Source organism: Lamprobacter modestohalophilus, from assembly GCF_016583905.1.
Classification (GTDB): Bacteria; Pseudomonadota; Gammaproteobacteria; order Chromatiales; family Chromatiaceae; genus Lamprobacter; species Lamprobacter modestohalophilus.
Genome location: NZ_NRRY01000019.1, coordinates 24,952 through 49,203, shown reverse-complemented (window position 1 = coordinate 49,203; position 24,252 = coordinate 24,952). Strand labels below are relative to the sequence as shown.

Sequence of the window (24,252 nt, the reverse complement as noted above, 5' to 3'; positions counted from 1 at the left end):
GCTGGTCTTTTCGCTCGCCTTCTTCGTCGCGCCGCCGGTCACATAGCCCGGCTATGCTCCCGGCGACGCTCCTCGAAGGCAAACGAAAATCCTGCGCAATTCGGTACGAGCTTTTCCGGCAATCGCCTAAGACTTGGCCGGCTTAGCCGACTTGGGCGGTTTGGCGATCCGGGGCTCGCTCAGCAGCCCCCTAACGATGGCGTAGCAGCCCGCCAGGAGCAGCAGGGTGAAGGGCAGGCCGGCGGATACCGCCACCGCCTGTAGGGCGGCCAGACCACCCCCCAGCAGCAGCGCAATGGCGACGGCACCCTCGATAACGCCCCAGAACACGCGTTGGGGCTTGGGGGCATCGATCTTGCCGCCCGCGGCGATGGTATCGATCACCAGGGACCCGGAATCCGAGGAGGTGATGAAGAACACGAGCACGAGCACGATACCGATGAATGAGGTGATGTCCGTCAGCGGCAGCTCGCCCAGCATCATGAACAGCTGGAGTGGCAGCTCCGCCGAGACCGCGCCGTCGAAGCCCGCTTGCACCTGCTCGATGGCCGTGGTGCCGAAGGCGGTAAACCAAAAGATGGAGACCGTGGTGGGGATGAGCAGCACCGAGATCAGGAACTCCCGCACCGAGCGCCCCCGGCTCACCCGGGCGATGAACATGCCCACGAAGGGCGACCAGCTGATCCACCAGCCCCAGTAGAAGGTGGTCCAGCCCTGGCTGTAATTGACGTCCTCGCGCGCGAAGGGGTTGGACAGGAAGGGCAGCTCAGCCAGATAGCTGACGATGTTCTTGCCGAAACTGGTCAAGATGAGGAGTGTCGGTCCCACGAACACCACGAACATCAGCAGCAGGAAGGCCAAGACCATGTTGATCTCGGACAGGCGTTTGACCCCTTTGTCCACGCCCGCCACGATGGACACGATGGCCACCGCCGTGATGCCGGTGATCAGTAGCACCAGGGTGACATCGCCGTCACCGATCCCGAACAGGTAGTGCAGCCCCGAGGCCGCCTGCTCGGCGCCGAACCCGAGCGAGGTGGCCAGTCCGAACAGGGTCGCGAAGACCGCCAGGATGTCGACGATATGTCCCGGCCAGCCCCAGATGCGCTCACCTAAGATCGGGTAGAAGATGGACCGCACCGTCATCGGCAGGCCCTTGTTGTAGGAGAAGATGGCCAAGGCCAAGGCCACGATGGCGTACATGGCCCAGGGATGCAGGCTCCAGTGGAGCAAGGTTGCGGCCATGCCCAGGCGAGCGGCGGCCTCCGGATCACCGGCAGCTCCCCCGAGCGGGGCCCAGTCCGTGCGCACGCCGTCCTCGCCCAGGGTGGTGCCAGACAACGCCGTTCCATAGTGGGTCAAGGGCTCGGCCACGCCATAGAACATCAGGCCGATCCCCATACCCGCTGCGAACAGCATGGCGAACCAGGAGATCCGCGTGAAGTCCGGCGTTGCCTCGGCGCCGCCGATGCGGATGCGTCCCAGGGGCGAGACGATCAGACCGAGGCAGAGCAGCACGAAGACGTTGGCCGACAGCAGATAGAACCAGGTGGCATTGGCGTTGATCCAGCTCTTCGCCCCGTCGAAGGTGGCGGTCGCCTGCTCGGGCAGGGCCAGGGTCAGCACCACGAAGCCGAGGATCATCAGGGACGACACGGCGAAGACGGCCCCATGGATGTCGATATTGACCCCGAGCGGACGGGCCTGATAGTTGTCCTGACCGATCTGGTAGTCGGTATCGATCAGATTGGCCGCCCCTTCTGGAGCTGGTACGCCGACCGACTCGGCTGCTGCCTCTGGGGCGATTGCGGGTTTTTCTTCCACGAAGTTCTCCCTTGGCTGCCTGATGCGAATCAGGCGTCTTGTGTGTTGGTATCGAGGGGCGCTTATTCGGGCGCGAGATCCCGACGCACGAGGAACACGGACGCCTTGGTCTGCTTGGCGATCTTGGCCCCATTGGAGGGCATGATGGCGTCGAGATGGGTCGGCAGATGGGTCGCCATGACGACCAGGTCGGCACCGACGTCATCGATGGCCTGGACCAGGATGTCGTCCAGGTCTGCTGCTGGATCATGACTCACGTAGACACGCGCGGTCGGCTCATGACCGCTGTCAGGGGCATGCTCGTGAGCGAACGCCCTGAGCTTGAGCTCATATTCTTCGGGTGTGCGGGCCACCGCGCTGGGCTGGGAGGTGGTCACGCCGACGTAGCACAACGCCGTTCCGTAGTGGCGCGAGAGATCGGCTGCGACGGTCAGGGCCTTCTCCAGCTCACCCATGTGCGCAAGATCGACCGGAACCATAATCTTGTTGAACATGAACGCGTGCCTCCTGAGGGTTAGGCGAGCGCATGCGGCGCGGAGCATCCTGCACACCGCGCCACCGGCTCATCGGTTAGTTCGGTGAACAGTCTAGCAAAACGTCGGTATCTAAGGCCAAGGGCGGGGCGGACTATTCCAGCAGGGCGGACTATTCCATAAGTTGCAGGCGAAGCATTCAGGATAAAATGGGCATCATGGAGAGCGGGTGTTTTGCACCCGCTCTGGTCGTTATCACCCAATCGATCTGGGGTTGACAGCGATGGATCAGGGACTTTCATACGGCATTGATCTTGCGGTTCTTCGTTTTGGCAACGGCGTCTGTCAGAAGGCGCCTGAGCGCGGGCAGTTCGCTAGCAATCTGCATTCAAGACGAGGAGCAGCAACCCATGAGCACGTTACCGAATCAAACCTGGCAGTCGCAGCCCGAGCGCAGCTTGCTGGATAGCATCCGCGGTCTCGGTCGAGGCGGTCCGCAATTGCTGAAGGAATTGGCCGCGCAGGCGGATGTGAGATTAGACGGCCATCGTCCCTGGGACATCCGTGTTCATGATCCGGCGTTCTACGACCGGGTGTTGAGCGCCGGCTCGCTGGGTCTCGGCGAGTCTTACATGGATCAGCAATGGGATGCACCGGCGCTCGACGAGACCTTCACCCGGTTGCTAGGAGGCGGCATCGAAGACAGGCTGTACGGTGCCGCTGGGCTCGGGCTGCGGCTGCGGATCGCGCTGCTCGTGCTGCGTGCTCGGCTATTGAATCTGCAGAGCCAGAAGCGGGCCTTCCAGGTCGGCGAGCAGCACTACGATGTCGGCAATGACCTCTACGAGGCCATGCTCGACCCGACCATGAGCTATAGCTGCGGCTATTGGGCCGAGGCCGAGGATCTGGAAAGCGCCCAGCGCGCGAAGCTGGATCTGATCTGCCGCAAGCTCGAGCTGGAGCCCGGCGAGCGAGTACTCGACATTGGCTGTGGCTGGGGTGGCTTGGCAGAATACATTGCGCGTCATTATGACGTGCAGGTGGTCGGTCTGACCGTCTCGCGCGAGCAGGCGCAGTTGGCACGGCAGCGCTGCGCCGGGCTGCCGGTCGATATCCGGCTCCAGGATTACCGGGAGCTGGACGGGCGCTTCGATAAGATCGTCTCGGTGGGCATGTTCGAGCACGTTGGCCGTAAGAACGACGCTGCCTTCTTTGACACCGCGGCGCAGCTGCTGAAGGAGGACGGGCTGTTCCTGCTCCATACCATCGGCACCAGCGACGTCAATCCGGTCAATGATCCCTGGATCGACCGCTACATCTTCCCCAATGGCGAGCTGCCCAATGCCGAGCGACTCGCCCAGGCGCTGCGACCGCGCTTCGTGCTCGAGGATTGGCATGCGTTCGGACCGGACTATGACCGGACCCTGATGGCCTGGTGGGCGAACGTCGAGCAGGCTTGGCCGGCGCTTGCAAACGCCGGCTACGATGAGCGCTTCCGGCGCATGTGGAAGTACTATCTACATTGCTCGGCGGGGTTCTTCCGTTCACGCAGGGGCCATCTCTGGCAGCTGGTGCTGAGCCATCCGGGCGGGCGCAGCGACACCTATCGGGCGCCGCGTTGAGCCGCGTGCTCCATCTCCGGCGCGTACTCGCCGAGGCTCGCGAGCGCGTTGAGCTTGGCCCGTTGCAACAGGGCCTCACTGGCCTGCTCGGCCTTTGAGGCATCACCGCGCCAGGTCTCGAGCACCTGATTCTGCAGCGCGCGTGCATAGGAGAAGGTGAGGCGCCAAGGCAGCGACAGCTTGGCCGCCATCTGATTCATCGCGTTTAGATGCAGGGTCGCTTGCTCGTCGCCCTGGCCGCCGGACAAGAAGGCGACGCCGGGCACGGCGGCCGGCACCGTCTGCTGCAGGCAGCGCAAGGTCGCTTCGGCGACCTGCTCGACGCCAGAGCGCTGCGGACACTCGGTTCCGGAGATCACCATGCTCGGCTTCAGGATCATGCCTTCGAGCTGGACGCCTTGCCGGTAGAGCTGTTCGAACACCTGGCGCTGGGTCTCGACGGTGACCGCGTAGCTGGTCTCGATCGTGTGCGCGCCATTGATCAGCACCTCGGGCTCGACGATCGGCACCAGGTCTGCCTCCTGACACAAGGCGGCGTAACGTGCGAGCGCATGGGCATTGGCCTCGATGCAGGCGCGGCTCGGTTTCTCCTCGGCGATGGTGATCACCGCACGCCATTTACAAAACTGGGCGCCGAATCCCACATACTCCTCTAGTCGCTCGCGCAGCCCGTCCAAGCCTTCGGTCACCTTCTCGCCAGCGTTCAGCGCGAGCGCTTTGGCGCCGGTATCGACCTTGATCCCGGGTATGATCCCTTGGCGCTTCACCAGCTCAGGAAAAGGCTCGCCCTCGGCCGTCGACTGGCGAATGGTCTCGTCGTAGAGGATGGCGCTGCTGATGAACTCGCCGAGTCCGGGCGTATTGAGCAGGATCGTCCGATAGGCAATCCGGTTATCTTCGGTATTCTCGACACCAACCGCCTTCAGCCGCTTGCCGATGGTGGGCGTGCTTTCGTCCATGGCCAGGATTCCCTGACCAGGCTTGACCATGGCTTCAGCGGTTTGGCGTAGGGCGTTCAATGTCATCGTTGCACCTCTATCGGGTATCGCGGGTTGAGAACAATGCAATCGGATGCTTGCAAGCTCCAAACCACGATGGCCCTGAAGAAACGGAGAAACGCATTCAACTGCTGCGGCTCGAACAGAGGGCATGCCTTTGCGCAGTCCGTTCAGGGGGCAATGAAAGGCGGGATGACGATCGGATCGTTGTGCGCGCGACAAGCTGGTGCAAATCCCCCATGAGTGGTTCAAATGACGCGCTCATCCATGCGCGCCCTATCGGCGATCGTCGAGATTGCTCACCACCACCAGACCACCATCGCCGCTGCCAGCAGGGTCAACCCGAGCGCCATATAGCGATAGTTCGCATACCAGGGCGTATCAGCCAGGTCCCGGGTCTCTTGCCGCCACAGTGCCGGCCGCCAGGTGCATTGCTGCACCTTGTCCGGGTCCGGCGGCGCGGTCGCCAGGCTTACGGCGACCAGGATCAAGGCGCTCAGCGCGAACATGATACCGGCCGCATAGAGGTACTGGAGCGGCAGCCAGTCGAGCAGCTCGTTGGCAGCCCAGCCGAGGATACCCAGGGGCACGCCGATCACCAGCGTCGCCAAGGCACCGGCATTGTTCGCCCGCGGCCAGAAGATGCCGATGATGAACACGGCCGTCACCGGCGGCGTGATATAGGACATGAACGACTGCAGATACTGCCAGAGGGTCGGAAACTGCAGCACGATCGGGGACCACAGGATCGCCGCGATCATGAAACCGACCGTTGACCACCGGCCCCAGCGGGTCAGCCCTTGGTCGCTGGTCTGCGGGCGGAAGGTGCGCACGAAGTCCATCGTGAACAGGGTTGCCGAGGAGTTGAAGATCGCCTCCAGGCTGGACAGGATCGCGGCGACGAAGGCAGCCAGCAGCAGACCGCGCAGACCCACCGGCAGCAGATCCACAACCAAGGTCGGAAACACCAGATCCGGGCGCTCGAGGTCTGGGTAGAGGGCGACCGCCAGCACCCCGGGCATGACCAGGATGAACAGGTTCGGCAGCTTCAGCAGCCCGGCGAACAGCGCGCCCCAGCGGCCGTGATCGAGGTTGTGGGCGCCCAGTGCGCGCTGCACGACGAACTGATTGGTGCACCAGAAGTAGACGCCGATCACGAGCACGCCGGTGAAGATGCCAGGCCAGGGCAGCAGCTCATCGTCCGCGGGTCGGATCAGATGCAGCGCATCGGGGGGCGCCGCCTGCACGACGGCATCCCAGGACGGCACCGCCTGCCAGGCCAGCACCAGCACCAGTGTGCCGCCGATCATGATCATGGCGGCCTGCAGCGCATCGTTGATGACGACGGCGCCGAGACCGCCGAAGAAGATATAGACCCCGGCGATCAGCGCCCCGGCCGCGAGCAACGGCCACATCGGCACCGACGGGAACAGGGCTTGGCCGACCATGGCGCCGGCGTAAAGCGACGCTGGGGCATCGATCAGCGTCACGGCAACCAGCAAGAAGCCCGAGAACGCCAGTCGCGGCTCGCGGCCGAAGCGGGACTCCAGGAACTGCGGGGCCGTATAGATGCGCGCGCGCAGGTAGAGCGGCAGCAGGAATAGCACGAACAGCACCAGGATCACCGCCGGCAGCCATTCGTAGTGGTAGACGGCGATGCCGTCGTTGTAGCCGCTGCCGGGCAGGCCGACGAAGCTGCCGCCGCTCATGTTGGCGACATAGAAGGACAGACCGATGATGGGCCAACGCAGCGCCCGGCCACCAAGAAAGTAGCCTTCGGCGCCCTTGCGGGCGGTGCGAGCCGCCCACCAACCGAACAGGATGCGGGTGCCGATCACATAGACGGCGACGACGGCCAGGTCCCAGGGGCTGATCTGAACGTTTGGCATGGCGCTCTCCACTCAGAGGAAGGCTACTCGTCAGAGATGGCTGCTCGGCGACGGCCCTTGTCATCGAGCTCGGCACGCGTCCGGTCCGAGGCGGGTAGCCTCCAGCCTTGCGGTCGATAAGTCACGGGCGATGTCCTGCAGCGGGCAGGCTTCAGTGGCAGCAAACGACGTGCCCACTATCAAGCGCGGATATAGCCACAGCTCGCCCTGTGCTCTGTCAAGGCTAGGTCTTCTGGCCCACAGTTTGCTGCCTGGGCCGGTGACTGACGCCTATGCACAACCCGCGACAACAGAGGAGGCCACCATGGCAGCAAACGATCAACCCTCCGAGATCGGCCTCATCGGCCTGGCGGTGATGGGCCAGAACCTGGCGCTCAACATCGCCGATCACGGCTTTCGCATCTCGGTCTACAACCGGACCACCGAGAAGATGGAGACCTTCGTCGACAACCATCCAGACACGCCCGGTGGACTGGTTGGTTGTGCGACGGTCGAGGCGTTGGTGAGCTCGCTAAAGCGACCGCGCAAGATCATCGTCATGGTCAAGGCCGGCAGCGGCACCGACGCCGTCATCGAACAGCTCGCACCATTGCTCGACGAGGGCGACATCCTCATCGACGGCGGCAACAGCAAGTGGACCGATACCATCGCGCGCGAGCAGCGGCTCGCCGAGCGCGGCCTGCGCTTCATTGGCAGCGGGATCTCAGGCGGCGAGGAGGGCGCGCGCTTTGGACCCTCGCTGATGCCCGGCGGGCAGGAAGATGCCTGGAAGGCGCTGGAGCCGGTGTGGACGGCGATCGCCGCCAAGGTCGATCCCGACACGGGCAAGCCGCTGCTCGGCGCCAAGCCCGGCAAGCCGATCGAAGGTGGCGAGCCCTGTACCGCCTACATCGGCCCGGACGGCGCCGGCCACTACGTCAAGATGGTGCACAACGGCATCGAATACGGCGACATGCAGATGATCTGCGAGGCCTATGACCTGATGCAGCGCCTCGCCGGCATGCGTCCGGCCGAGATTGGCGAGACCTTCGCGCGCTGGAACGAGGGCGTGCTCGACTCCTATCTCGTCGAGATCACCGCCGATGTGCTGCAGCAGACCGACCCGGTCACCGGCGAGCCCTTCGTCGACGTCGTCCTCGATGCGGCCGGCCAGAAGGGCACCGGCAAGTGGACCAGCATCAACGCCCTCGACATGGGGGTGCCGGCGCCGACCTTCGCTGCATCGTTCGCCTATTACGACAGCTATCGCTCGGCGCGCCTACCGCAGAACCTGCTCCAGGCCCAGCGCGATTACTTTGGCGCCCACACCTATGAACGGGTTGATCAACCCCGTGGGCGCTTCTTCCACATCGACTGGCCCGATCCGGAGCGTCCGCAGCGTGAGTCCTGATATCGTCAGATTTGGCTGTGAGGTGATTGTGCTTGCTGTGTAGCGGCTGTGGATTTAGGACGACATCGATGCCGACCTCGGCAGCGGTGTCCAATACGTCGCTTGAAGACGCAGGATTCGTTCATCGCCGGCGGTCACGGTTACGCCAGAGATCGATGCAGTTCATTCTGCGCTCAGCTGATGCGCGCCGCCATCGTCGTCGAGCGTCACCACCGCTGCGTGGTCGGCTTGATCCCACCGCCAGTCGACTTGGGGGACAGCGTCGAGCAGCATCTGCTCGGGCTGTTGAGCCAAGTGTAATCGCAGCACGAGTTGGCGAGGATGCGGCTGCCAGCCGCCCTGGCGGGGTCCGATCCTGAGCCTCGGTCCTGCTTGTCCGCCTGTCATCGCTAACGCGGTCTCGGCTTGCGTGTCATGGGCATTGCCGCCGCCATCGCCGGCGTCTTCGATCAGCGTCCAAGAGTCACCCTGTCTCTCGTCTGGATAGGCCTCGAGTGTGAGCTTGGTCAGCGGCTCGCGCGTCGATTGTCGTCTCGGCCCAAGCGTCAAGCAACTGCCGCCGCGGACCAGAATCGGCATGCGACCCGGCGGTGCCGGTAGCAGACAGCGTCGATGCATGGCATTGGCGTTGGCATCAGCGCCAGTATCGGCAGCGCGCGCTGGCAGCGCACCGCCGTCGATCCGGCTGCCGGTGTGGAAGTCGTACCATGCGCCAGGCGGCAGGAGAACCTGCCGCTCGCTGACGCCCGGCTCGCAGACCGGTGCGATCATCAGCAGCGGACCAACCATCAACTGGTCTTCGATCTCGTGCAGCTCGGTCGCTTGCGGGAAGTCATAGAGCAGGGGCCGCAGGATCGGCTCGCCAGTGCGATGGGCACGGTGCGCCAGGGTGTAGAGATAAGGCAAGAACTGGTAACGGCGCTCGATCGCGATCCGCGCGATGGCCTCGACCTCTTCGCCGAACGCCCAGGGCTCCTGCGGCGGGCTGCCATAGTAGGCATGGGCACGCATGAACGGGTAGAAGGCGCCCAGCTCGATCCAGCGGGCGAAGAGCTCGCCGTCGCAAGCGCCGTAGAAGCCGCCAATATCGACGCCGACATGCGGTGAGCCGCTCAGGCCCATGCTCGCCAGCTGCGGCAGGCTGGTGCGCAGATCCTCCCAGCTGGAGGCATTGTCGCCCATCCAGCTGACGGCCCAGCGTTGGGCGCCGATGCTGGCGGATCGCGTCAGCACCCAAGGTCGGCGTTGCGGCCGCAGCCGCTGGAGGCCCTCATAGGTTGCCCGTGCCATCAGCGTCCCATAGAGATTGTGCGCCTCGGCATGGCAGGTCTCGGCGTCGTCGCCCTGTCTGGCATCCAGTGGAATCGCCAGCGCGGTGGCGCCTGGCACCTCGAACGGACGATCGACGATCGCAGGCTCGTTCATATCGCCCCAAATGCCGTCGACGCCGGCGTCGAGCAGACCGGCGTGCAGATCGCCCCACCAGCGGCGCGTGCTCGTGCGGCAGAAGTCCGGAAACAGCGATGCGCCAGGCCATACATAACCGGTGAACAGCTCGCCATCCGGACGGCGGATGAAATGGTCGCCGCGCAGCCCGGTCTCTAATACGGGGTAACTGGAGCCGATGCGTTTCACGCCCGGGTCGATGATGGTGACTGCGTGGATGTCCTGCTGATGCAGGGCTTTGACCGTGGCGCGCGGGTTCGGGAAGCGCTCGCGGTCCCAGCTGAAGACGCGAAACTCGTCCATGTAGTCGATATCGAGATGGATGGCGTCGATCGGGATGCGTCGGCTGCGGAACTCATTGGCGATCGTGCGGATCTCGGCATCGCTGCGGTAGCCCCAGCGCGACTGGTGATAGCCGAGTGCCCAGAGCGGCGGCAGGGCCGGCCGACCGGTCAGCCTGGTGATCTGCTCGACCACGGCGGCCGGGGTGGGGCCGGCGAAGAGATAGTAGTCGAGCTCGCCGCCCAGGCTGAAGAGACCCAGCGCGTCGGGCCGCTCGGCACCGAGGTCGAAGTGACTGTACCCGCTCGAGCCGAGCATCAGACCCCAGGCGAGGCCGGGCCGCAGCGCGAGCAGTACCGGGTGCGATTGGTATAGGCAACCGTCGACCACGCCCAGTCCTGGCGAGTGAATGTCCGTGGTCCAATGCGCCAGCCGTTGGCCGCGTCGGTTCAGCGCCCCGAAGCGCTGACCGCAGCCGAACAGGCCCTCCCGCGGGTCCAGCGCCTTCTGCAGCCAGAGGCCGGTGGTGGCGAGACCGGTCGACCCGCCGCTGTTGGCTTGCCGGCTGGTGGTCGGTGCGGTTGCTGGTGAGACGCTCGGGGTAGCGGCGGGCGCGGCGGTCGATGCAGCAGCTGACGCGACGGTCGAGGCGACAGCTGGTGCGAGCGCTGGGGCCAGAGTCGGGATCTCGTGGCGCTCGACGGGACGCCAGCGCACCGGGGCGAGATCGCTGGCATAGACGGCGCCGTCGGCACTGCCGAGTGAGAGGGCGCCCGTATCCAGATCGAGCCTAGCCCGCATCGCACCAGTCTCGAGATGCAGGACGCGCAATCGCTCCTCAACCGAGAGTCGGCCGCCGGCAAGCGATCGAGACGCATCCTGCCAGCTGTGGCTTGGCGCAAGCCGACCACTGGGCGCGACCCGGATGCGCAGGATATCCTCGGCGATGGCATCGATGCGGGTCAGCGCCTGCGCGTGCTCGGCGATGATCGACCCTGGCCCCGCCTGCCAATGGCAGACGCGACCAGGTGTCAGCTCGGTATGGTCGGGCATCTCAGCGATCGCGTCTTAGGGCTGCATCATCTTGCGTTGCTGCATTTGGGCGCTCTCGAACTCCTCCTTGTCGATCTGGCCGTCGCCATTTTGATCGACGTCTTCAAAGGAGGGTGCGTTGGCGAGGTTGCGCATCTGATAGCCCTGTTGCGAGCGTTCTTTGATGCGCTCGGCCCGGCCTGTCTCGAATTCATCCTTGCTGAGCATGCCGTCGCCATCGGCATCGAAGGATGCGAACGTCGGCATCTGACCGCCCATCCGGCCCATGCCAGGCCCCATTCCCTGTCCTGGTCCCATCCCGCGTCCCTGTCCGGTACCGCCCATGCCGCCCGCGCCCATACCAGCGCCTGGCCCCATGCCGCCGCGGCTGCCCATGCGTTGGGCTCGAAAGTCTGCAAACTCCTCGACTGTGAGCTGGCCATCGCCGTCCTGGTCGATGTCGCTGAACTCGGGCGCATTGGTGATTCCGCGCATCGGCGCGCCGGCCTCGGAGCGGGCTGCCCGGCGTTCGGAGCGCGCCTGGTCGAATTCCTCTTCGGTCACGATGCCGTCATCGTTGCGGTCGAGCTCGGTGAATCTCATCGGATCGCGCATGCCGGCTCCCGGTGGTGCGCCGTCCTGGGCAAGCACTGGGGCGAGCGCGGACAGGCTCAGCGCCGAGGTCAAGGTCAAGCTGAGAGTGGTGGCTGTGGTGAATCTCATGGCTGTCTCCATCGTTGGTTGGGTTGAGGCTGACCGGCTGAGGTTGCCGCACTGACTGGCCGCGCGGACTGGCCGCGCTGACTGGCTCAGTGGGAGCCATCGTCCGTCTGAGCCATCGCCGGACGCATGCTGTGATGCAACTATGAAGCCGATTCTGCGGCCTGGCCTTAAGATTCTGCAGTGCGGCCTCAACAGTGCGACATCAAAGCGGACAGCCTGTCGGTCTCGAGACCTGCCGTGCATACTCGGCCCAGAGCAAGATACGCTTCTTGATCCGTTCACTCATGCTGACCCAGCTCCCGGTTGATCTGCCACGCGCGCGTCTTAGCGGGTCGTTGAGGTTGCTGGCCCCGTCTTCGCCTCAGCATGCTGCTTGGCAAGCGTATCGGCGAGCGCGGAGCGGGCAGAGGTCCGTTTGGCGAGGATCAGATAGAGCACCGGCACCAGGAACAGCGTCAGCAGCGTGGCGGCCAGCACACCGCCGAGGATCGCCAGCCCGATGATGCGCCGCGTTTCGGCGCCGGGACCGAAGGCCAACGCCAGGGGCAGGGCGCCGAACAGGGTCGCGATCGAGGTCATCAGGATCGGCCGGAAGCGGATGCGCGCGGCGCCTTCGAGCGCGGGGCGCAGGTCTTCACCACGATCGCGCAGCTGATTAACGAACTCGACCAGCAGGATCGCGTTCTTGGCCATGATGCCGACCACCAGGATGAAGCCGATCTGGCTATAGAGGTTGATCGAGCTGCCGGCGATGAGCAGGGCCAGCAAGGCCCCGAATAACGCCAGTGGCACACCGGCAAGTAACACGATTGGCTGGATGAAGCTCTCGAACTGCGCCGCCAGCACCAAGAACACGATGGTCAGCGCGAGTAGGAAGGCGAGCTGAAAGGCGCGACCGGAGCGTTGATAGTCCTGACTCACGCCGAGCCATTTGATCTGGACATCATCGGGCAGCAGTGGACGGGCACGCTTGGCGAGCTCGTCGAGCACGTCGCCGAGCGCCGCGCCGCCAGCGAGCGAGCCCTGGAGCGTGACCGCCGGCAGCCGATCGACCCGCAGGCGCTCGGCCGCGCGGCCGACCAGCTCGGTCTCGATGAGCCCGGACAAGGCCACCAGCGAGCCGTCCTCGGTGCGCACATAGACCTCGCCGAGGTCGTCCGGCGACATCCTGTCCGCGCGCCGTGCGCGCACCATCACCTCGTAGGTCTCGGCGGCGATCGAGAAATCGGTGATGTCCTCGCCGCCCATCAGGATCTGCAGCGTGCGTCCAATATCGGCCGGCGAGATGCCGAGTGCCGCGGCGCGGTCGCGGTCGACCTGGATGCGCAGCTGCGGATTGGTGGGCTGGAAGTCGAGGCGCGCCTGGGCAATGCCCGGAACCTGGCGCGCCTCTTTCAAGACCTCCTGCGCCAAGCGATGCGCTTCCTCGAGGTTGGGACCCGTAATGGCCATCTGCACCGGTTGCTGGAAGCCTTCGCCCCCCAGGCTGGGCGGATTGACCGCAAACGCCTGAGCGCCGGTGATCCCGGCCAGCTTGGGCAGCAGTTGGCGCGTCACGGCAAACTGGCTCTGCTCACGTTGGCTCCAAGGCTTGAGCTTGAGGATGACGATGCCGCTGTTGACCGGGCCCTGGCCAGCACTGCGTGGCGCGACCAACGAGATCACATGTTCGGCGGGGCCGCTTTCTCCAGAGCCGTCGTCGTCGGTCAATGGCAGCAGCACCGCTTCGATCCGCTCGAGGATCGCGACCATGGCATCGAGCGTCGTGCCCTCCGGGGCGGCGACCGGGATGAAGACGGCGCCGCGATCCTCGCGGGGCGAGAGCTCACGCGGCAGCTCGCGATAGAGCCAGACGGTGGCAGCGAGCAGCAGCAGCGCTAAGATCACCACCAGCCAACGCGCCGCCAGCACGCCCTTGAGCAGGCGCAGATAGCCTCGGCTCAGGGACTCGAACAGGCCACCGACGCGCCGGCGCAGCGGGCTGGCCTCGATGCGCTCGGCGTCGATCAGCTTCGAGGCGACGGTCACCCCGATGGTCAGCGCGATCAGGCTCGAGAGGCCGAGCGCGCCGCCGAGCCCGGCCGCAAACTCACTAAACAAGCGACCCGAATCGCCGGTGAGGAAGGCCAGCGGGGTGATCACCGCAAGCAGCACCACCGTCGTGGCGATGACCGCGAACGCGACCTCGCCGGCGCCGAGGTCGGCCGCTAATAACCGCGGCTTGCCTTGCTCGGAGAAGCGAAACACGTTCTCGCCGACGACGATCGCATCATCGACCAGCATGCCGATGGCCAGGATCAACGCCAGCAGGGTCAGGACATTGATCGAGTAGCCCAGTGCCCAGAGCAGGATGAAGGCGCCGATGACCGAGGCCGGAATGGTCGCCGCCGGCACCAGTGTCGCCCGCCAGGAGCCGAGCGCGACGAAGACCACTAAAATGACCAGGGCGATGGTCAGCAAGAGGGTATTCAGGATCTGGCGGATCGAGGCCTCGACGAAGGTGGCGGCATCGTAGGGGATGTTGACCGAGACACTGTCGGGAATGCGCGCGGAGAGGGCCTCGAGCTCGGCGCGGACCTCGGCCGAGATGGCAACCAGATTCGATCCCGACTGGCGCACGACGCCCAGGCCGATCGCGTCCTTGCCGTTGAGCCGCACTGCGGTGCGGTAGCTCTCCGGGCCGTACTCGATCTCGGCGACCTCGGCGAGGCGGATCTCGGCGCCATCGCGCGCGGCGATGATCAGGTCGCGGTAGGCCTGTGGGCGCTCCAGCTCGGTCATGGTGCGCAGTGTCAGCTCGCGGGTGTCGCTGATCAGCCGCCCGGCCGGTAGCTCGAGATTGCGGGCGCGCAAGGCCTGCTCGACATCCAGTACGGTGAGCTGATGGGCGGCTAGGCGCTGCAGATCCAGATGGATGCGCATCGCATAGCGGCGCTCGCCACCGAACAGGACTTGGGCGACGCCGGGCACGGTCGAGAGCTGATCGACCAGCACCCGGTCGGCGAGATCGGAGAGTGCGAGCCGGTCCAGCTCATCACTGGTGAGCGTGACCCACATCACCACCTGGGCCTGCAGCGATTGCTGGCTGATCTCGGGGTCCTCGGCCTCGTCCGGCAGTTCATTGCGCACGGTCGAGATGCGATCGCGGACGTCGGCCGCGGCAAGATCCAGATCGCGATTGAGCGAGAACTCGACCTCGATGCGCGCACGCCCGTCGCGCGAGCTGGCGCGGATCTGGCGCACGCCGTCGATGCCGCTCACCGCCTCCTCGATCGGCTCGGTGATCTCGCGCTCGACCACCTCGGCGGCAGCGCCAGGGTAGATCACGGTCGCGGTGATGGTGGGGTCATCGACGTCTGGGTATTCGCGCACCGGCAGATTGAGCACGGCGGCGAGCCCGATGACGATGACCAGCAGTGACACGACGGTCGCGACCACCGGCCGGGTGACGGCGAGGGTGGTGAGCTTCACGGGCTGTCACCGTTGATTTGAACGGCAATGCCATCGCGCAGACGCTGCAGGCCCGCGACGACCACCCGCTCATCCGCGCTGACGCCGCTGGTGATCTCCACCCAGCCGTCTCGGCGAATGCCGGTCTGCACCGGCTGCCGCCGCACGCGCGCCTGGCTGGTGGGGCCATCCTTGGCGGGTCCGTTCTCTTGCGTCTCAGGCTGCGGCTGAGTGCCGTCCTGGTCCTGCTCGGAGGTCTCACCCTCCGACGAGCGTGATGGTTCGGAGCCCTGTCTCGCGGCGTCTGTCGATATCTCTGCGGCGTCCTTGGTGTCGACGATGAAGAGATGCTCCGACGGCCCCTCGGCAATCACCGCGGCCTCCGGCACCCGGAGGATCTCGCGGCGGTCGGTGACCAGCTCGGCGGTCATGAACAGGCCCGGCTTGAGCTGATGATCGGCGTTGTCGAAGCTGGCCTCGAGTGCCAGGGTTCGGGTGTCTTCAGCGACCTCGGGTGAGACAAAGGTGACCCGGCCCTCGAAGCGCTGCTGCGGGTAGGCAGGAGTGGTGGCGATGACCTGCTGTCCGGTCTCGATCTTCGCCAGCTCCTTGCCGGGCACGTCGAGCAGCAGGTCCAAGGGCGCGGTGCGGCTGAGCGATGCGATGGCCATGCCGGGCTCGAGCAGCGCGCCGGGGCTGATGAGCCTGCGCCCGATCAGCCCGTTGAACGGCGCCTCGATGACCCGGTCGGCGAGGTCTTCGCTGCTGACTCGCAATGCCGCGCGCGCCTCGCTGGCGGTCGCTCGCGCCTCCTCGAACTCGGTCTCGGAGACGAAGGCATCGGCATCAAGCGTTTCAAACCGCTCCAACTGCCGCGCCGTCTGCGCGACGCGCGCGGCGGCCTCGCGTACAGCCGCCTGTGCGCGCTTGCGCTCGAGCAGGACCAGCGCCTGATGCTTGCTGACCTCGCTGCCTTCTTCGAAGTGCACCGTCTCGACGCGGCCGCGTGAGCGGGCGGTGATGGTGATTGTCTCGGCTGCTTTAAGGGTGCCGGTTGCCTGGATGCGCGCTTCGATCTCGGCTTGCTCAACGGCAGCGACCTTGACCACTGGCGCGGGTTGCTGCTGCGCTGTCTCTGTTGACGCAGGCGCCTCGATCAACGCGAGGAGGGCCGCTCGGTTCCACCATCCAAGGGCTAGGATGACCGCGAGTAATAGGCCCAGCAGGATGAGTAAGCCCCCTTTAAAATTTGGCACCTCAGTATCCTCTGCCAGTAATTCATCGATAGATCACAGCCTTCGCCGACGCAACTTGCATGCCTGTCTGTTCTTGGTTTCCGGCTGGCGTGCCGCTGCCGAGCATCGGCGAGTGACCGATGTGCTCAATCAGCATGCAAGCGAATTTGCAACCCTGGCAGCAAGGGTGGCAAGGTACCCAGGGCTCGAACCACGATGGGTCATTTCAACCAGCCTACGGTTGATATCAGCCGATTGTGCAGACAGGTGAGGCGCCTGGCGCGCTCCACCTGGCGCTATGACTCAGTGCCCGAGTGCGGCATCGAAGTTGCATCTTATCGACGGCAACACCTGCATCGACCGGGAGCTTCTTGATGACACTGATCAACGCCATGCGCACTGACTTTCCGGTGGTCGACCCGGAATGCACACTGGCCGCAGCGGCGAGCCGATTCGGCGAGACGGGATACTGTAGCTTGGCGGTGGTTGACCAAGGTCGCTTGATCGGTGTCCTCGACTCGCTGGATGTCGCTGCGCGGGCCATCAACGGGGAGCTTGATCCGACGCGCGCACTCGTCCGTCACTTAATGCGCGGCGAGCCGGTCAGCTGTGGCCCCGAGACCCGGCTCGACGACGCGCGGCGTTTAATGCTGTCCAAGCGCGTGAATACGCTCTTTGTGATCGAGTCGGGACCACGACTGGTGGGTGTCATCGACCTGATCGGGCTGTTGGAAGCCGCTGAAGCCGCGTCCAGCGCCGGTCCCGAGTTGGAATGGAATCAGCGCGTTCGCGGTGAGTCTTGATCGACGATTCGCGATGGAGAACAGGAACGGAGAACAGGAATAATGGCGAACAAGCACCCTGGTCAACGCGCAGCATGCAAAGGATTCACTGATGGCTGATTCCCTACTCATTCTCGAAGACGAGGACGCCCTCGCACAGGAGTTCGAACGCCATTTTTCCGGCCAGGGCTGGGATGTCGAGGTCGCTGGCCGGTTGTCGAGCGCCCGGGATATCCTGACCAGCCAACGACTCGAGCCCTTGGTGATCCTGGCCGACATGAGTCTGCCGGATGGCAGTGCGCTCGATCTGATGGAGACCCTGCGCGCGCAGAAGATCCCCGGCGAATGGATCCTGCTGACCGGCTATGGCAGCGTGCCGGACTCGGTGCGCGCCCTGCACCTCGGCGCCTATGACTTCCTCGAGAAGCCCTGCCCACTCTCTCGCCTCGAGCTCGTCGTCGCCGGTGCCCGCCGCAGCGCGCTGGCCCAGCGCCGCCTGCACACCCAGACCCGCGACAGCCGCCGCCGCTATGCACCAAGCGCCTATCTCGGCGGTAGCAAGACCACCGAGGAGACGCGCCGCCTGATCGCGCGGCTCGCCGAGGTGCCGTTCAGCGCCCTGATCATTGGCGGCGAGACCGGCACCGGTAAAGGCCTGGTGGCGCGTATCCTCCACCACGGCGGTCCGCGCGCCGAGGGTCCCATGGTCGAGGTCAACTGCGCGGCGTTGCCCCGCGAACTGCTCGAATCCGAGCTCTTCGGCCATGAGGCCGGCGCCTTCACCGGCGCCAAGGGTCGTCATCGCGGCTATCTGGAACAGGCGCACGAAGGCACCCTGTTCCTCGATGAGATCGCCGAGATGGAGCTCGATCTGCAGACCAAGCTCTTGACCGTGCTCGAGGACCGGCGTCTGCGCCGGCTCGGCGGCGAACGCTTGATCGAGGTCGATGTGCAGATCATCGCCGCCAGTAATCAGCGTCTTGATGAGCGCGTGCGCAGCGGCGACTTTCGCAGCGACCTGTTCCATCGCCTCTCGGTGTTCCGTCTCGACCTGCCACCGCTGCGCGAGCGCCTCGAGGATCTCGAGCAACTGGTGCCGGTGTTGATCGACGAATACAACGCCCGCTCTGGCCGCCAAGTGTGTGAAGTGCCGCCGGCGGTCTACGAGCAGATGCGCGGCTACCACTGGCCGGGCAACGTGCGCGAGCTGCGCAACGTGATCGAGCGCGCGGTGCTGCTGGCGCGCGACAGCGTCTTCCCCATCGAGTGGCTACAGCTTGGCCAAGGGGTGGCTGCCGCACCGGGCAGCGGACCGAGCATCGAGGGCGATCGGCTGATGATCCCGCTCGATGGCAGTCTGTCGCTCGATGAGATGGACCGCTACATCATCCACACCGCGCTCGAGCGCAGCGGTTACAACGTCACCGCCGCCGCCCGCGCCCTCGGCACCACGCGCGAGACGCTGCGCTATCGCTGCCAGAAATATGGCTTGTCGAGCGAGGCATCGGAGCCGTCGTCTGCGGCGGCACCGACCGCTGACTGAAGCCGTTGTCCACAGACATCAAATGCCCCGCGCTTGGTTGAAATGCCCCGCATCAACGCGCGGGCCAAGCGCTGGGAGACCGAGGAAAGGGAAGGGTGCAAAGCGCGGGGAGGCGGTGGACGCGGAAGACGCGCCGAGTTCGGAAGTAGGCATGGTGGTTGCTTTCAGTGTCATACCCTTTCCATGCACTGAGGAGATTGATCATGAACACCTGGTTACAACGCATCGCGCTCCTGTCCATCGCCTTGGGTCTGAGCGGCGTCGGTGTGGCGACCGCTGCGGAAACTGCCGCGGAAACCCAGCTGAGCGGTGAGGAGATCCCGATCGATCAAGGCACCTATCGCGGCACCCCTTGGGTCAGCGGTGGCGTCGGGGAATCGGCCCGCGAGGCGTTGATGCGCGAGTATGACGATTACAATCTGAAGCTCGAGTTCGCGGTTGCCGAGGGCAACTATCTGGCGGATATCGCGGTCAGCCTGACCACGCCCGATGGCGTGCCCGTCTTGCGGGCCTTTTCCCCCGGCCCTTGGTTGATGGCCAAGCTCCCAGCCGGCCGTTATGAGGTGGCTGTGAACGGCTTCGAGAAGACCTTCGTACGCGAGGTGACTGTCCCTGCGCAAGGCCTGGAGACGGTGATCTTCAACGGTTGGACCAAAGCCGGTGTGGCGGAAGCGACGCCCGGCCCGAGCTATTGATCAGGCATCCTTGCGCCTGTTTGCCTTCGCCAGCGCCGATAGGCCGGCGTCCCAGCCAGTGAGTGAGTGGTGAGCCCGGAGCAGCTGTCGCTTCCCCTGACGGTGTTGCTGTTTGGGTGTGGTGCGCTGGTCATTGCCGTCGCCGGTTCGCGGCTGGCCGCCATCGCCGACCGGCTGTCGGATCTGACGGGCCTCGGCGAGGCGGTGTTCGGCGCCGTGCTGTTGGGGGCGACGACCTCGCTACCCGGGACGGTGGTGTCGATCACAACGGCGCTCGCCGGTCGTGCTGACCTGGCGGTGGGCAATGCGGTCGGCGGGATTGCGGCCCAGACCGCGTTCCTCGTCGTCGCCGACGTGGTCTACCGTGACGCGAATCTCGAGCACGCAGCGGCCTCGGTCACCAACCTGATCAATGGGGCTCTGCTCTGCGCCTTGCTCGCCCTGCCGTTGCTGGCGGCGACAGCGCCTGAGGTCGCGTTCTTCGGCGTGCATCCAGTCTCCGTCGTGGTGCTGGTGCTCTACGTCTTCGGCCTCAAGCTCGCCTCGGCGACCAACAAGGCTCCCGGTTGGACACCAGTGCAGACCGCCAACACGCGCGAGGACATACCGGCCGAAGCCCAGCGCAGCACCCGCAGTGCTTGGCGGGTCTGGATGCACTTCTTGCTCTTAGCGGCGATCGTTGCGGTGGCCGGCTGGGTGGTTGGCGTCAGCGGGATTGCGCTGGTGCGCCACACGGGGCTCTCGGAGACCCTGGTCGGCAGCCTGTTCACCGCTGTGGCGACCTCGTTGCCGGAGCTGGTGACCGCGATCGCCGCGGTGCGCCAAGGCGCCTTGACCCTTGCCGTCGGCGGTATCATCGGCGGCAATACCTTCGACGTCCTGTTCCTGGTGTTCGCTGATGTCGCCTATCGTGAAAGCTCGATCTACCATGCGATCAGCGAACAGCCGCTGTTCATCATCAGTCTGACCCTATTGCTGACCGCCATCCTGTTGTTGGGTCTGATCCGCCGCGAGCGCAGCGGTGTCGCCAACATCGGTTTCGAGAGCGTGGCCGTGCTGGTGTTCTACCTTGCCGGTCTAGCGATCCTGGTGCGCTGGTGACCAAGCGACGTAGCCGCCCACGACAAGCCCCACCAGGGCAAAGCGTGCGGCAAACTGCAGACTGCTGGAGACCGATTTGATCATGGCCGAGCGATGGGCCCTTTCCGGGAGCCAGTGCCGGCCTGCTGGATCGCCTGCATCAGGCGCAGCATGATGTTTTCCTGAATGGCCAGGAATTCGGTGTAGGAGGTGGTGCGAATATAGGCGCGCAGCTCCAGCGTCAGCGCCTGGTCGCGAAAGCCGAGAAAGCGCGCCCGAATCGGGTACTCCTCGGTGTGAAGCCGTGGCGGTGGTGCGAATTCGATGTAGAAGCCGTCACGACAGGCCCAAGGCGAGAGCCTGTTCCTGGTAACGGCGGCTGCCCAGTCCCGTTAGAACGATGATGTTGTGAGGATTCCACTTGCAGTCTTTCAGCGATTGGAGCGCGAACCCAAAACCCGACCGGTGCGTTGCCTAATGATGGAAGCCCGATCCCTCTTTGCTCGTCAGTGACTCCTGAATCGGATGTGCTTCGATATAGTCCAGGGCCGCCTTCATGTGCTCGACGAGGAGCGTGCAAAGGTCTTGGCTGACGCCATTGCGAACCAAGATCCTCTGGATCGCTTGCTCCTGGCAATTCGCCGGCAACGTGTAGGCGGGCACCTGCCAGCCGCGCACTCGGAGCCGATCGGCAATATCGAACAGCGTAAAACCTGGATCGATGCCCTCCTTGAGCTTCCATGAAACCGCTGGGATGCCGCGCGCCATGTCGCCGCTGAAGACGATCTCGAACGGCCCGATCTTCGCGATCTCGTCGGCCAGATACTCAGCGCTGCGATAGCAGGCGGTGTGGACCTTACGGTAGCCCTCCCGGCCGAGACGGAGAAAATTGTAGTACTGGCAAACGATCTGCCCGCCAGGCCGCGAAAAATTCAGAGCGATGTCGCGCATATTGCCGCCGAGATAATTCACCCAGAACACCATGCTCTCTGGCAGGTCTTTCTCTTCGCGCCACAGAACCCAGCCCACGCCAAGTGGGGCGAGGCCAAACTTGTGGCCCGAGGCGTTGATGGAGCGCACCCGCGGTAGGCGGAAATCCCACGCCAGCTCCGGTGCACAGAACGGGGCGAGGAAGCCGCCGCTGGCGCCGTCGACGTGGATTGGAATGTCGAGACCGGTGTCGGCCTGCAGCTTGTCCAGTGCATCGCTGATCTGCTGCACCGGCTCGTATTCTCCGGTGAAGGTCACACCCAGTGTTGGCACCACGCCAATCGTGTTCTCGTCGCAGCGGCTCAGCACCTCTTCCGGCGTCATCAGCAGCCGACCCTTTTCCATCGGGATCTCGCGGTGCTCGATATCCCAGTAGCGGGTGAATTTATGCCAGCAGATCTGCACTGGCCCGGTGATCAGATTGGGCTTGTCGGTGGACTTGCCCTCGGCTTTGCGGGGTGCCTCCCAACGACGCTTCATCGCCAGGCCGCCCAACATGGCGGCCTCACTCGAGCCGGTGGTCGAGCAGCCAACCGCCTGGCCGCTATCAGGGGCATGCCAGAGATCAGCCAACATCTGCACACAGCGTGATTCGATCTCGGCCGTCTGCGGATATTCGTCCTTGTCGACCATGTTCTTATCGATGCAGGCATCCATGAGCTGATGGATCTCGGGCTCTTCCCAGGTCTGGCAGAAGGTCGCGAGGTTTTGCCGCGAGTTGCCGTCGAGCATCAGCTCGTCGCGGACAGCGGCGTAAATGCGTCGCGGATCACGTTCGTGATCGGGAAAGGCCGACTTCGGGAGGCCGGTGGCAAGATCGCTGGAGGCGTAGGTCTCGTCGTTGCTGTCTTCTCGCTGGTCGTACATTGGATCGCGGTCCTCCCGCTCGGTTTGATGGCTGAGGTCTTGTTTTGGCCGCGTTGCCATGCGTTGATGGCGACATCAGCCAAAGTCGCTAAATTGGATTCACTGCCGGCAGTGGTTGAAAAGGTCTTGCCGTCGAACCCTAACAGGTGCCGTGGCGGTGATGCGAATTCGATGTAGACCCGGTTGGAGGGTATCGCGAGCGTCTCGTCGAACAGCTCGCAGAGTGCCGCCGAGAGTGCTGGGGTCTGATCTTCGGACAACCCCAGGCTCATCAGCTCCAGGAAGGCGAGGGGGCTGGTCTCGCCACCAAAGCACATCGCGACAGGCCTCGCTGCAGTGGTTTGCTGGGCCGGCAGCATAGCCGATCGCTGGGATGAGCGTTTAACCGCTGCTCGAGACGGCTGCGTCTGTCAGGGTCCCAATCCGTCCACGTCCGCTTCGCTTCACCTCCAGCATGGCCAGATCGGCCTGATGCAGCAAGGCATCCAGGTCCAGGGGATGATCGGCACGCAGGCAGGCGACGCCGATACTGGCGCTCAGGCTCAAAGGCTCGCCCTGATCGTTGAGGATCTTGGCCGCCCGGATCTCCTCCAGCAGGCGTTCGGCAAGGCCAAGCGCCGCTGTTTGATCTTGACTGATGAGCACGACGAACTCATCACCGCCCCAGCGGCCAACGACGTCCTCGGCGCGGGTGACCCGGCTGCAGCAGGCGGCAAAGGTCTTGAGGGCGCGATCGCCGACATGATGACCATGGGTATCGTTGATGGTCTTGAAGCGATCGACATCGACCATCAGCAACGCGATCCAGCCCTGAGTCCGCCGCGCCCGGGCGATCTCGCGTTCCGCCAGCGCGGTGAAGTAAGAACGGTTGGCGATCCCGGTCAAGGGGTCCGTGCGCGCCTGCTGATGCAATGCGTTACGCCCTTCGAGCAAACGCAGGTAGTTGCGCAGGGCGATAAACCCCAGCGCCATGATCAGGGTCCAGCCCAACACCGCCAGCCAGGCCAGACGATACCAGTCCGCCAACCAGTTGGCGCGATCGATGCCGAGGATGATCGTATAGGGAGTCCCCTCGACCTTTCGTGTGCCGAAGTAGCGGTGTTTCTGGTCCACCGGAGAGCGCACAGGGGGGTAGACCCGAAACTGTTCGTCAGAGGCGAAGAAGTCATTCATGGTTGGGTCGTCGAACAGTTGCCCGATCGCCTGCGGGAACGGCGGGTAGCGCGCCAGCAGCATCTGTTGATCGTCCTCGATCGCCAGGGAATCGAGGCGACCCGTGCCCATGCGGGCCAGCCATTGACTGAAGAACTCGAGATCCAGCGCAATGGCGACCAGGCCGAGAAAGCGCCCGTCTTCATCCCGTAGGGCGCGTGCATGGGTCACATTCACCGGACCGATATTGGAGCGATAGCCGCGCGTCACCAGGCTATCGAGTTCGGGATCGGCCTGCAGCCGCTGACAGTATTCGCGCTCGCTGGCGTCGTAACCGAGCCTGGCGTTGCCATGTGTGACCACGCACTGGCGATCGAACGCGCCATACAGGAAGGCGTGGGGAAAGGTCTTGTAGCGTTGCTCGAGCCGTTGGCTCAGATCGGCATGGGCCTGGGGGTCGGGATGGGGATAGCGGAGGTCATCGGGGGCGATCTGGCCGGCCATGTCCCGCAACAGGTAATCCGAGGCGACAAAGGCGCCGTGAATCCATTCGGCGATCAGCTCCGAGGAGAAGGCCAGGCGGCTCTCCTGAAGCTCCCAGGTGCGCTGATACGACGACCAGAGCAACAGGCCTAGCAGAAGACTCGACAGCCCCAACAACAGCGCATAGGTGGTGAGCCCTGAACTCCTTTTTTGCAACTGACGACTCCTGACTAACCTAAACCCGGGATGATACCGACGACCTTACTTGATGTCACAAGCTGGTCGGCTGGGCTGCT

The 24,252-nt window shown here is 64.6% G+C and carries 17 protein-coding genes and 1 pseudogene; 6 read left to right on the top strand and 12 right to left on the bottom strand.

Annotated features, from left to right (window positions below; genetic code table 11):
* Positions 1-126 precede the first annotated feature (126 nt).
* Positions 127-1,824, bottom strand: coding sequence for a BCCT family transporter (locus CKO42_RS12510; protein ID WP_200244388.1), 1,698 nt, complete (start codon positions 1,822-1,824; stop codon positions 127-129).
* Between the two features lie 62 nt (positions 1,825-1,886).
* Entirely contained in the window at positions 1,887-2,318 is a 432-nt protein-coding gene (locus tag CKO42_RS12505; RefSeq protein WP_200244386.1) for a universal stress protein, read from the bottom strand.
* Between the two features lie 389 nt (positions 2,319-2,707).
* On the opposite strand from CKO42_RS12505, the gene cfa reads away from it, so the two are divergent.
* Positions 2,708-3,919, top strand: coding sequence for a cyclopropane fatty acyl phospholipid synthase (gene cfa / locus CKO42_RS12500; protein WP_200244384.1), 1,212 nt, complete (start codon positions 2,708-2,710; stop codon positions 3,917-3,919).
* On the opposite strand, the gene CKO42_RS12495 is transcribed toward cfa, so the two are convergent.
* The gene (locus tag CKO42_RS12495; protein ID WP_200244382.1) at positions 3,901-4,944 is read right to left on the bottom strand and encodes a class I fructose-bisphosphate aldolase; all 1,044 of its coding nucleotides are present in this window, start codon (positions 4,942-4,944) and stop codon (positions 3,901-3,903) included. The genes cfa and CKO42_RS12495 overlap by 19 nt on opposite strands.
* Before the next feature lie 272 nt (positions 4,945-5,216).
* Positions 5,217-6,806, bottom strand: coding sequence for a sodium:solute symporter family transporter (locus CKO42_RS12490; protein ID WP_200244379.1), 1,590 nt, complete (start codon positions 6,804-6,806; stop codon positions 5,217-5,219).
* 304 nt (positions 6,807-7,110) lie between these two features.
* On the opposite strand from CKO42_RS12490, the gene gndA reads away from it, so the two are divergent.
* A complete protein-coding gene (gndA, locus tag CKO42_RS12485) occupies positions 7,111-8,196 on the top strand; it encodes an NADP-dependent phosphogluconate dehydrogenase (protein WP_200244376.1) in 1,086 nt (361 codons plus the stop codon).
* Positions 8,197-8,358: 162 nt separating this feature from the next.
* Here the strand turns inward: gndA and CKO42_RS12480 are convergent, their stop codons facing one another.
* The 4 genes from CKO42_RS12480 to CKO42_RS12465 form a co-directional block, all read right to left on the bottom strand.
* Positions 8,359-10,977, bottom strand: coding sequence for a glycoside hydrolase family 31 protein (locus tag CKO42_RS12480; protein WP_242479349.1), 2,619 nt, complete (start codon positions 10,975-10,977; stop codon positions 8,359-8,361).
* Between the two features lie 15 nt (positions 10,978-10,992).
* On the bottom strand, positions 10,993-11,679 hold the full coding sequence (locus tag CKO42_RS12475; protein ID WP_242479348.1) for an EF-hand domain-containing protein: 687 nt from the start codon (positions 11,677-11,679) through the stop codon (positions 10,993-10,995).
* Between the two features lie 324 nt (positions 11,680-12,003).
* On the bottom strand, positions 12,004-15,150 hold the full coding sequence (locus CKO42_RS12470) for an efflux RND transporter permease subunit (RefSeq protein ID WP_200244372.1): 3,147 nt from the start codon (positions 15,148-15,150) through the stop codon (positions 12,004-12,006).
* On the bottom strand, positions 15,147-16,385 hold the full coding sequence (locus CKO42_RS12465; RefSeq protein WP_200244370.1) for an efflux RND transporter periplasmic adaptor subunit: 1,239 nt from the start codon (positions 16,383-16,385) through the stop codon (positions 15,147-15,149). The genes CKO42_RS12470 and CKO42_RS12465 overlap by 4 nt, the downstream gene beginning before the upstream one ends.
* Before the next feature lie 353 nt (positions 16,386-16,738).
* Between CKO42_RS12465 and CKO42_RS12460 the strand changes: the two genes are divergently transcribed.
* From CKO42_RS12460 to CKO42_RS12445, 4 genes are all read left to right on the top strand, one after another.
* The gene (locus CKO42_RS12460) at positions 16,739-17,167 is read left to right on the top strand and encodes a CBS domain-containing protein (RefSeq protein ID WP_200244368.1); all 429 of its coding nucleotides are present in this window, start codon (positions 16,739-16,741) and stop codon (positions 17,165-17,167) included.
* Positions 17,168-17,258: 91 nt separating this feature from the next.
* Positions 17,259-18,689: a sigma-54-dependent transcriptional regulator gene (locus CKO42_RS12455; protein ID WP_200244366.1), complete on the top strand. Its 1,431-nt coding sequence runs from the start codon at positions 17,259-17,261 to the stop codon at positions 18,687-18,689.
* A gap of 203 nt (positions 18,690-18,892) precedes the next feature.
* Entirely contained in the window at positions 18,893-19,384 is a 492-nt protein-coding gene (locus CKO42_RS12450) for a hypothetical protein (protein WP_200244364.1), read from the top strand.
* Positions 19,385-19,453: 69 nt separating this feature from the next.
* A complete protein-coding gene (locus tag CKO42_RS12445; protein WP_338034910.1) occupies positions 19,454-20,485 on the top strand; it encodes a sodium:calcium antiporter in 1,032 nt (343 codons plus the stop codon).
* Between the two features lie 80 nt (positions 20,486-20,565).
* Here CKO42_RS12445 and CKO42_RS28510 read toward each other — a convergent pair whose 3' ends face one another.
* From CKO42_RS28510 to CKO42_RS12425, 4 genes and pseudogenes are all read right to left on the bottom strand, one after another.
* Positions 20,566-20,745 (bottom strand): hypothetical protein, encoded by a 180-nt coding sequence (locus CKO42_RS28510; protein ID WP_420844294.1) that lies wholly within the window; start codon positions 20,743-20,745, stop codon positions 20,566-20,568.
* A gap of 193 nt (positions 20,746-20,938) precedes the next feature.
* Positions 20,939-22,321 carry a glutamate decarboxylase gene (gene gad / locus CKO42_RS12435; protein ID WP_242479347.1) on the bottom strand — a complete coding sequence of 461 codons (1,383 nt, stop codon included), beginning with the start codon at positions 22,319-22,321 and terminating at the stop codon, positions 20,939-20,941.
* 131 nt (positions 22,322-22,452) lie between these two features.
* Positions 22,453-22,638 (bottom strand): annotated as a pseudogene (locus CKO42_RS27950) (phenylpyruvate tautomerase MIF-related protein); the annotation flags it as partial.
* A 64-nt stretch (positions 22,639-22,702) separates the two neighbouring features.
* Positions 22,703-24,172, bottom strand: coding sequence for a sensor domain-containing diguanylate cyclase (locus CKO42_RS12425; RefSeq protein ID WP_200244357.1), 1,470 nt, complete (start codon positions 24,170-24,172; stop codon positions 22,703-22,705).
* Positions 24,173-24,252 lie beyond the last annotated feature (80 nt).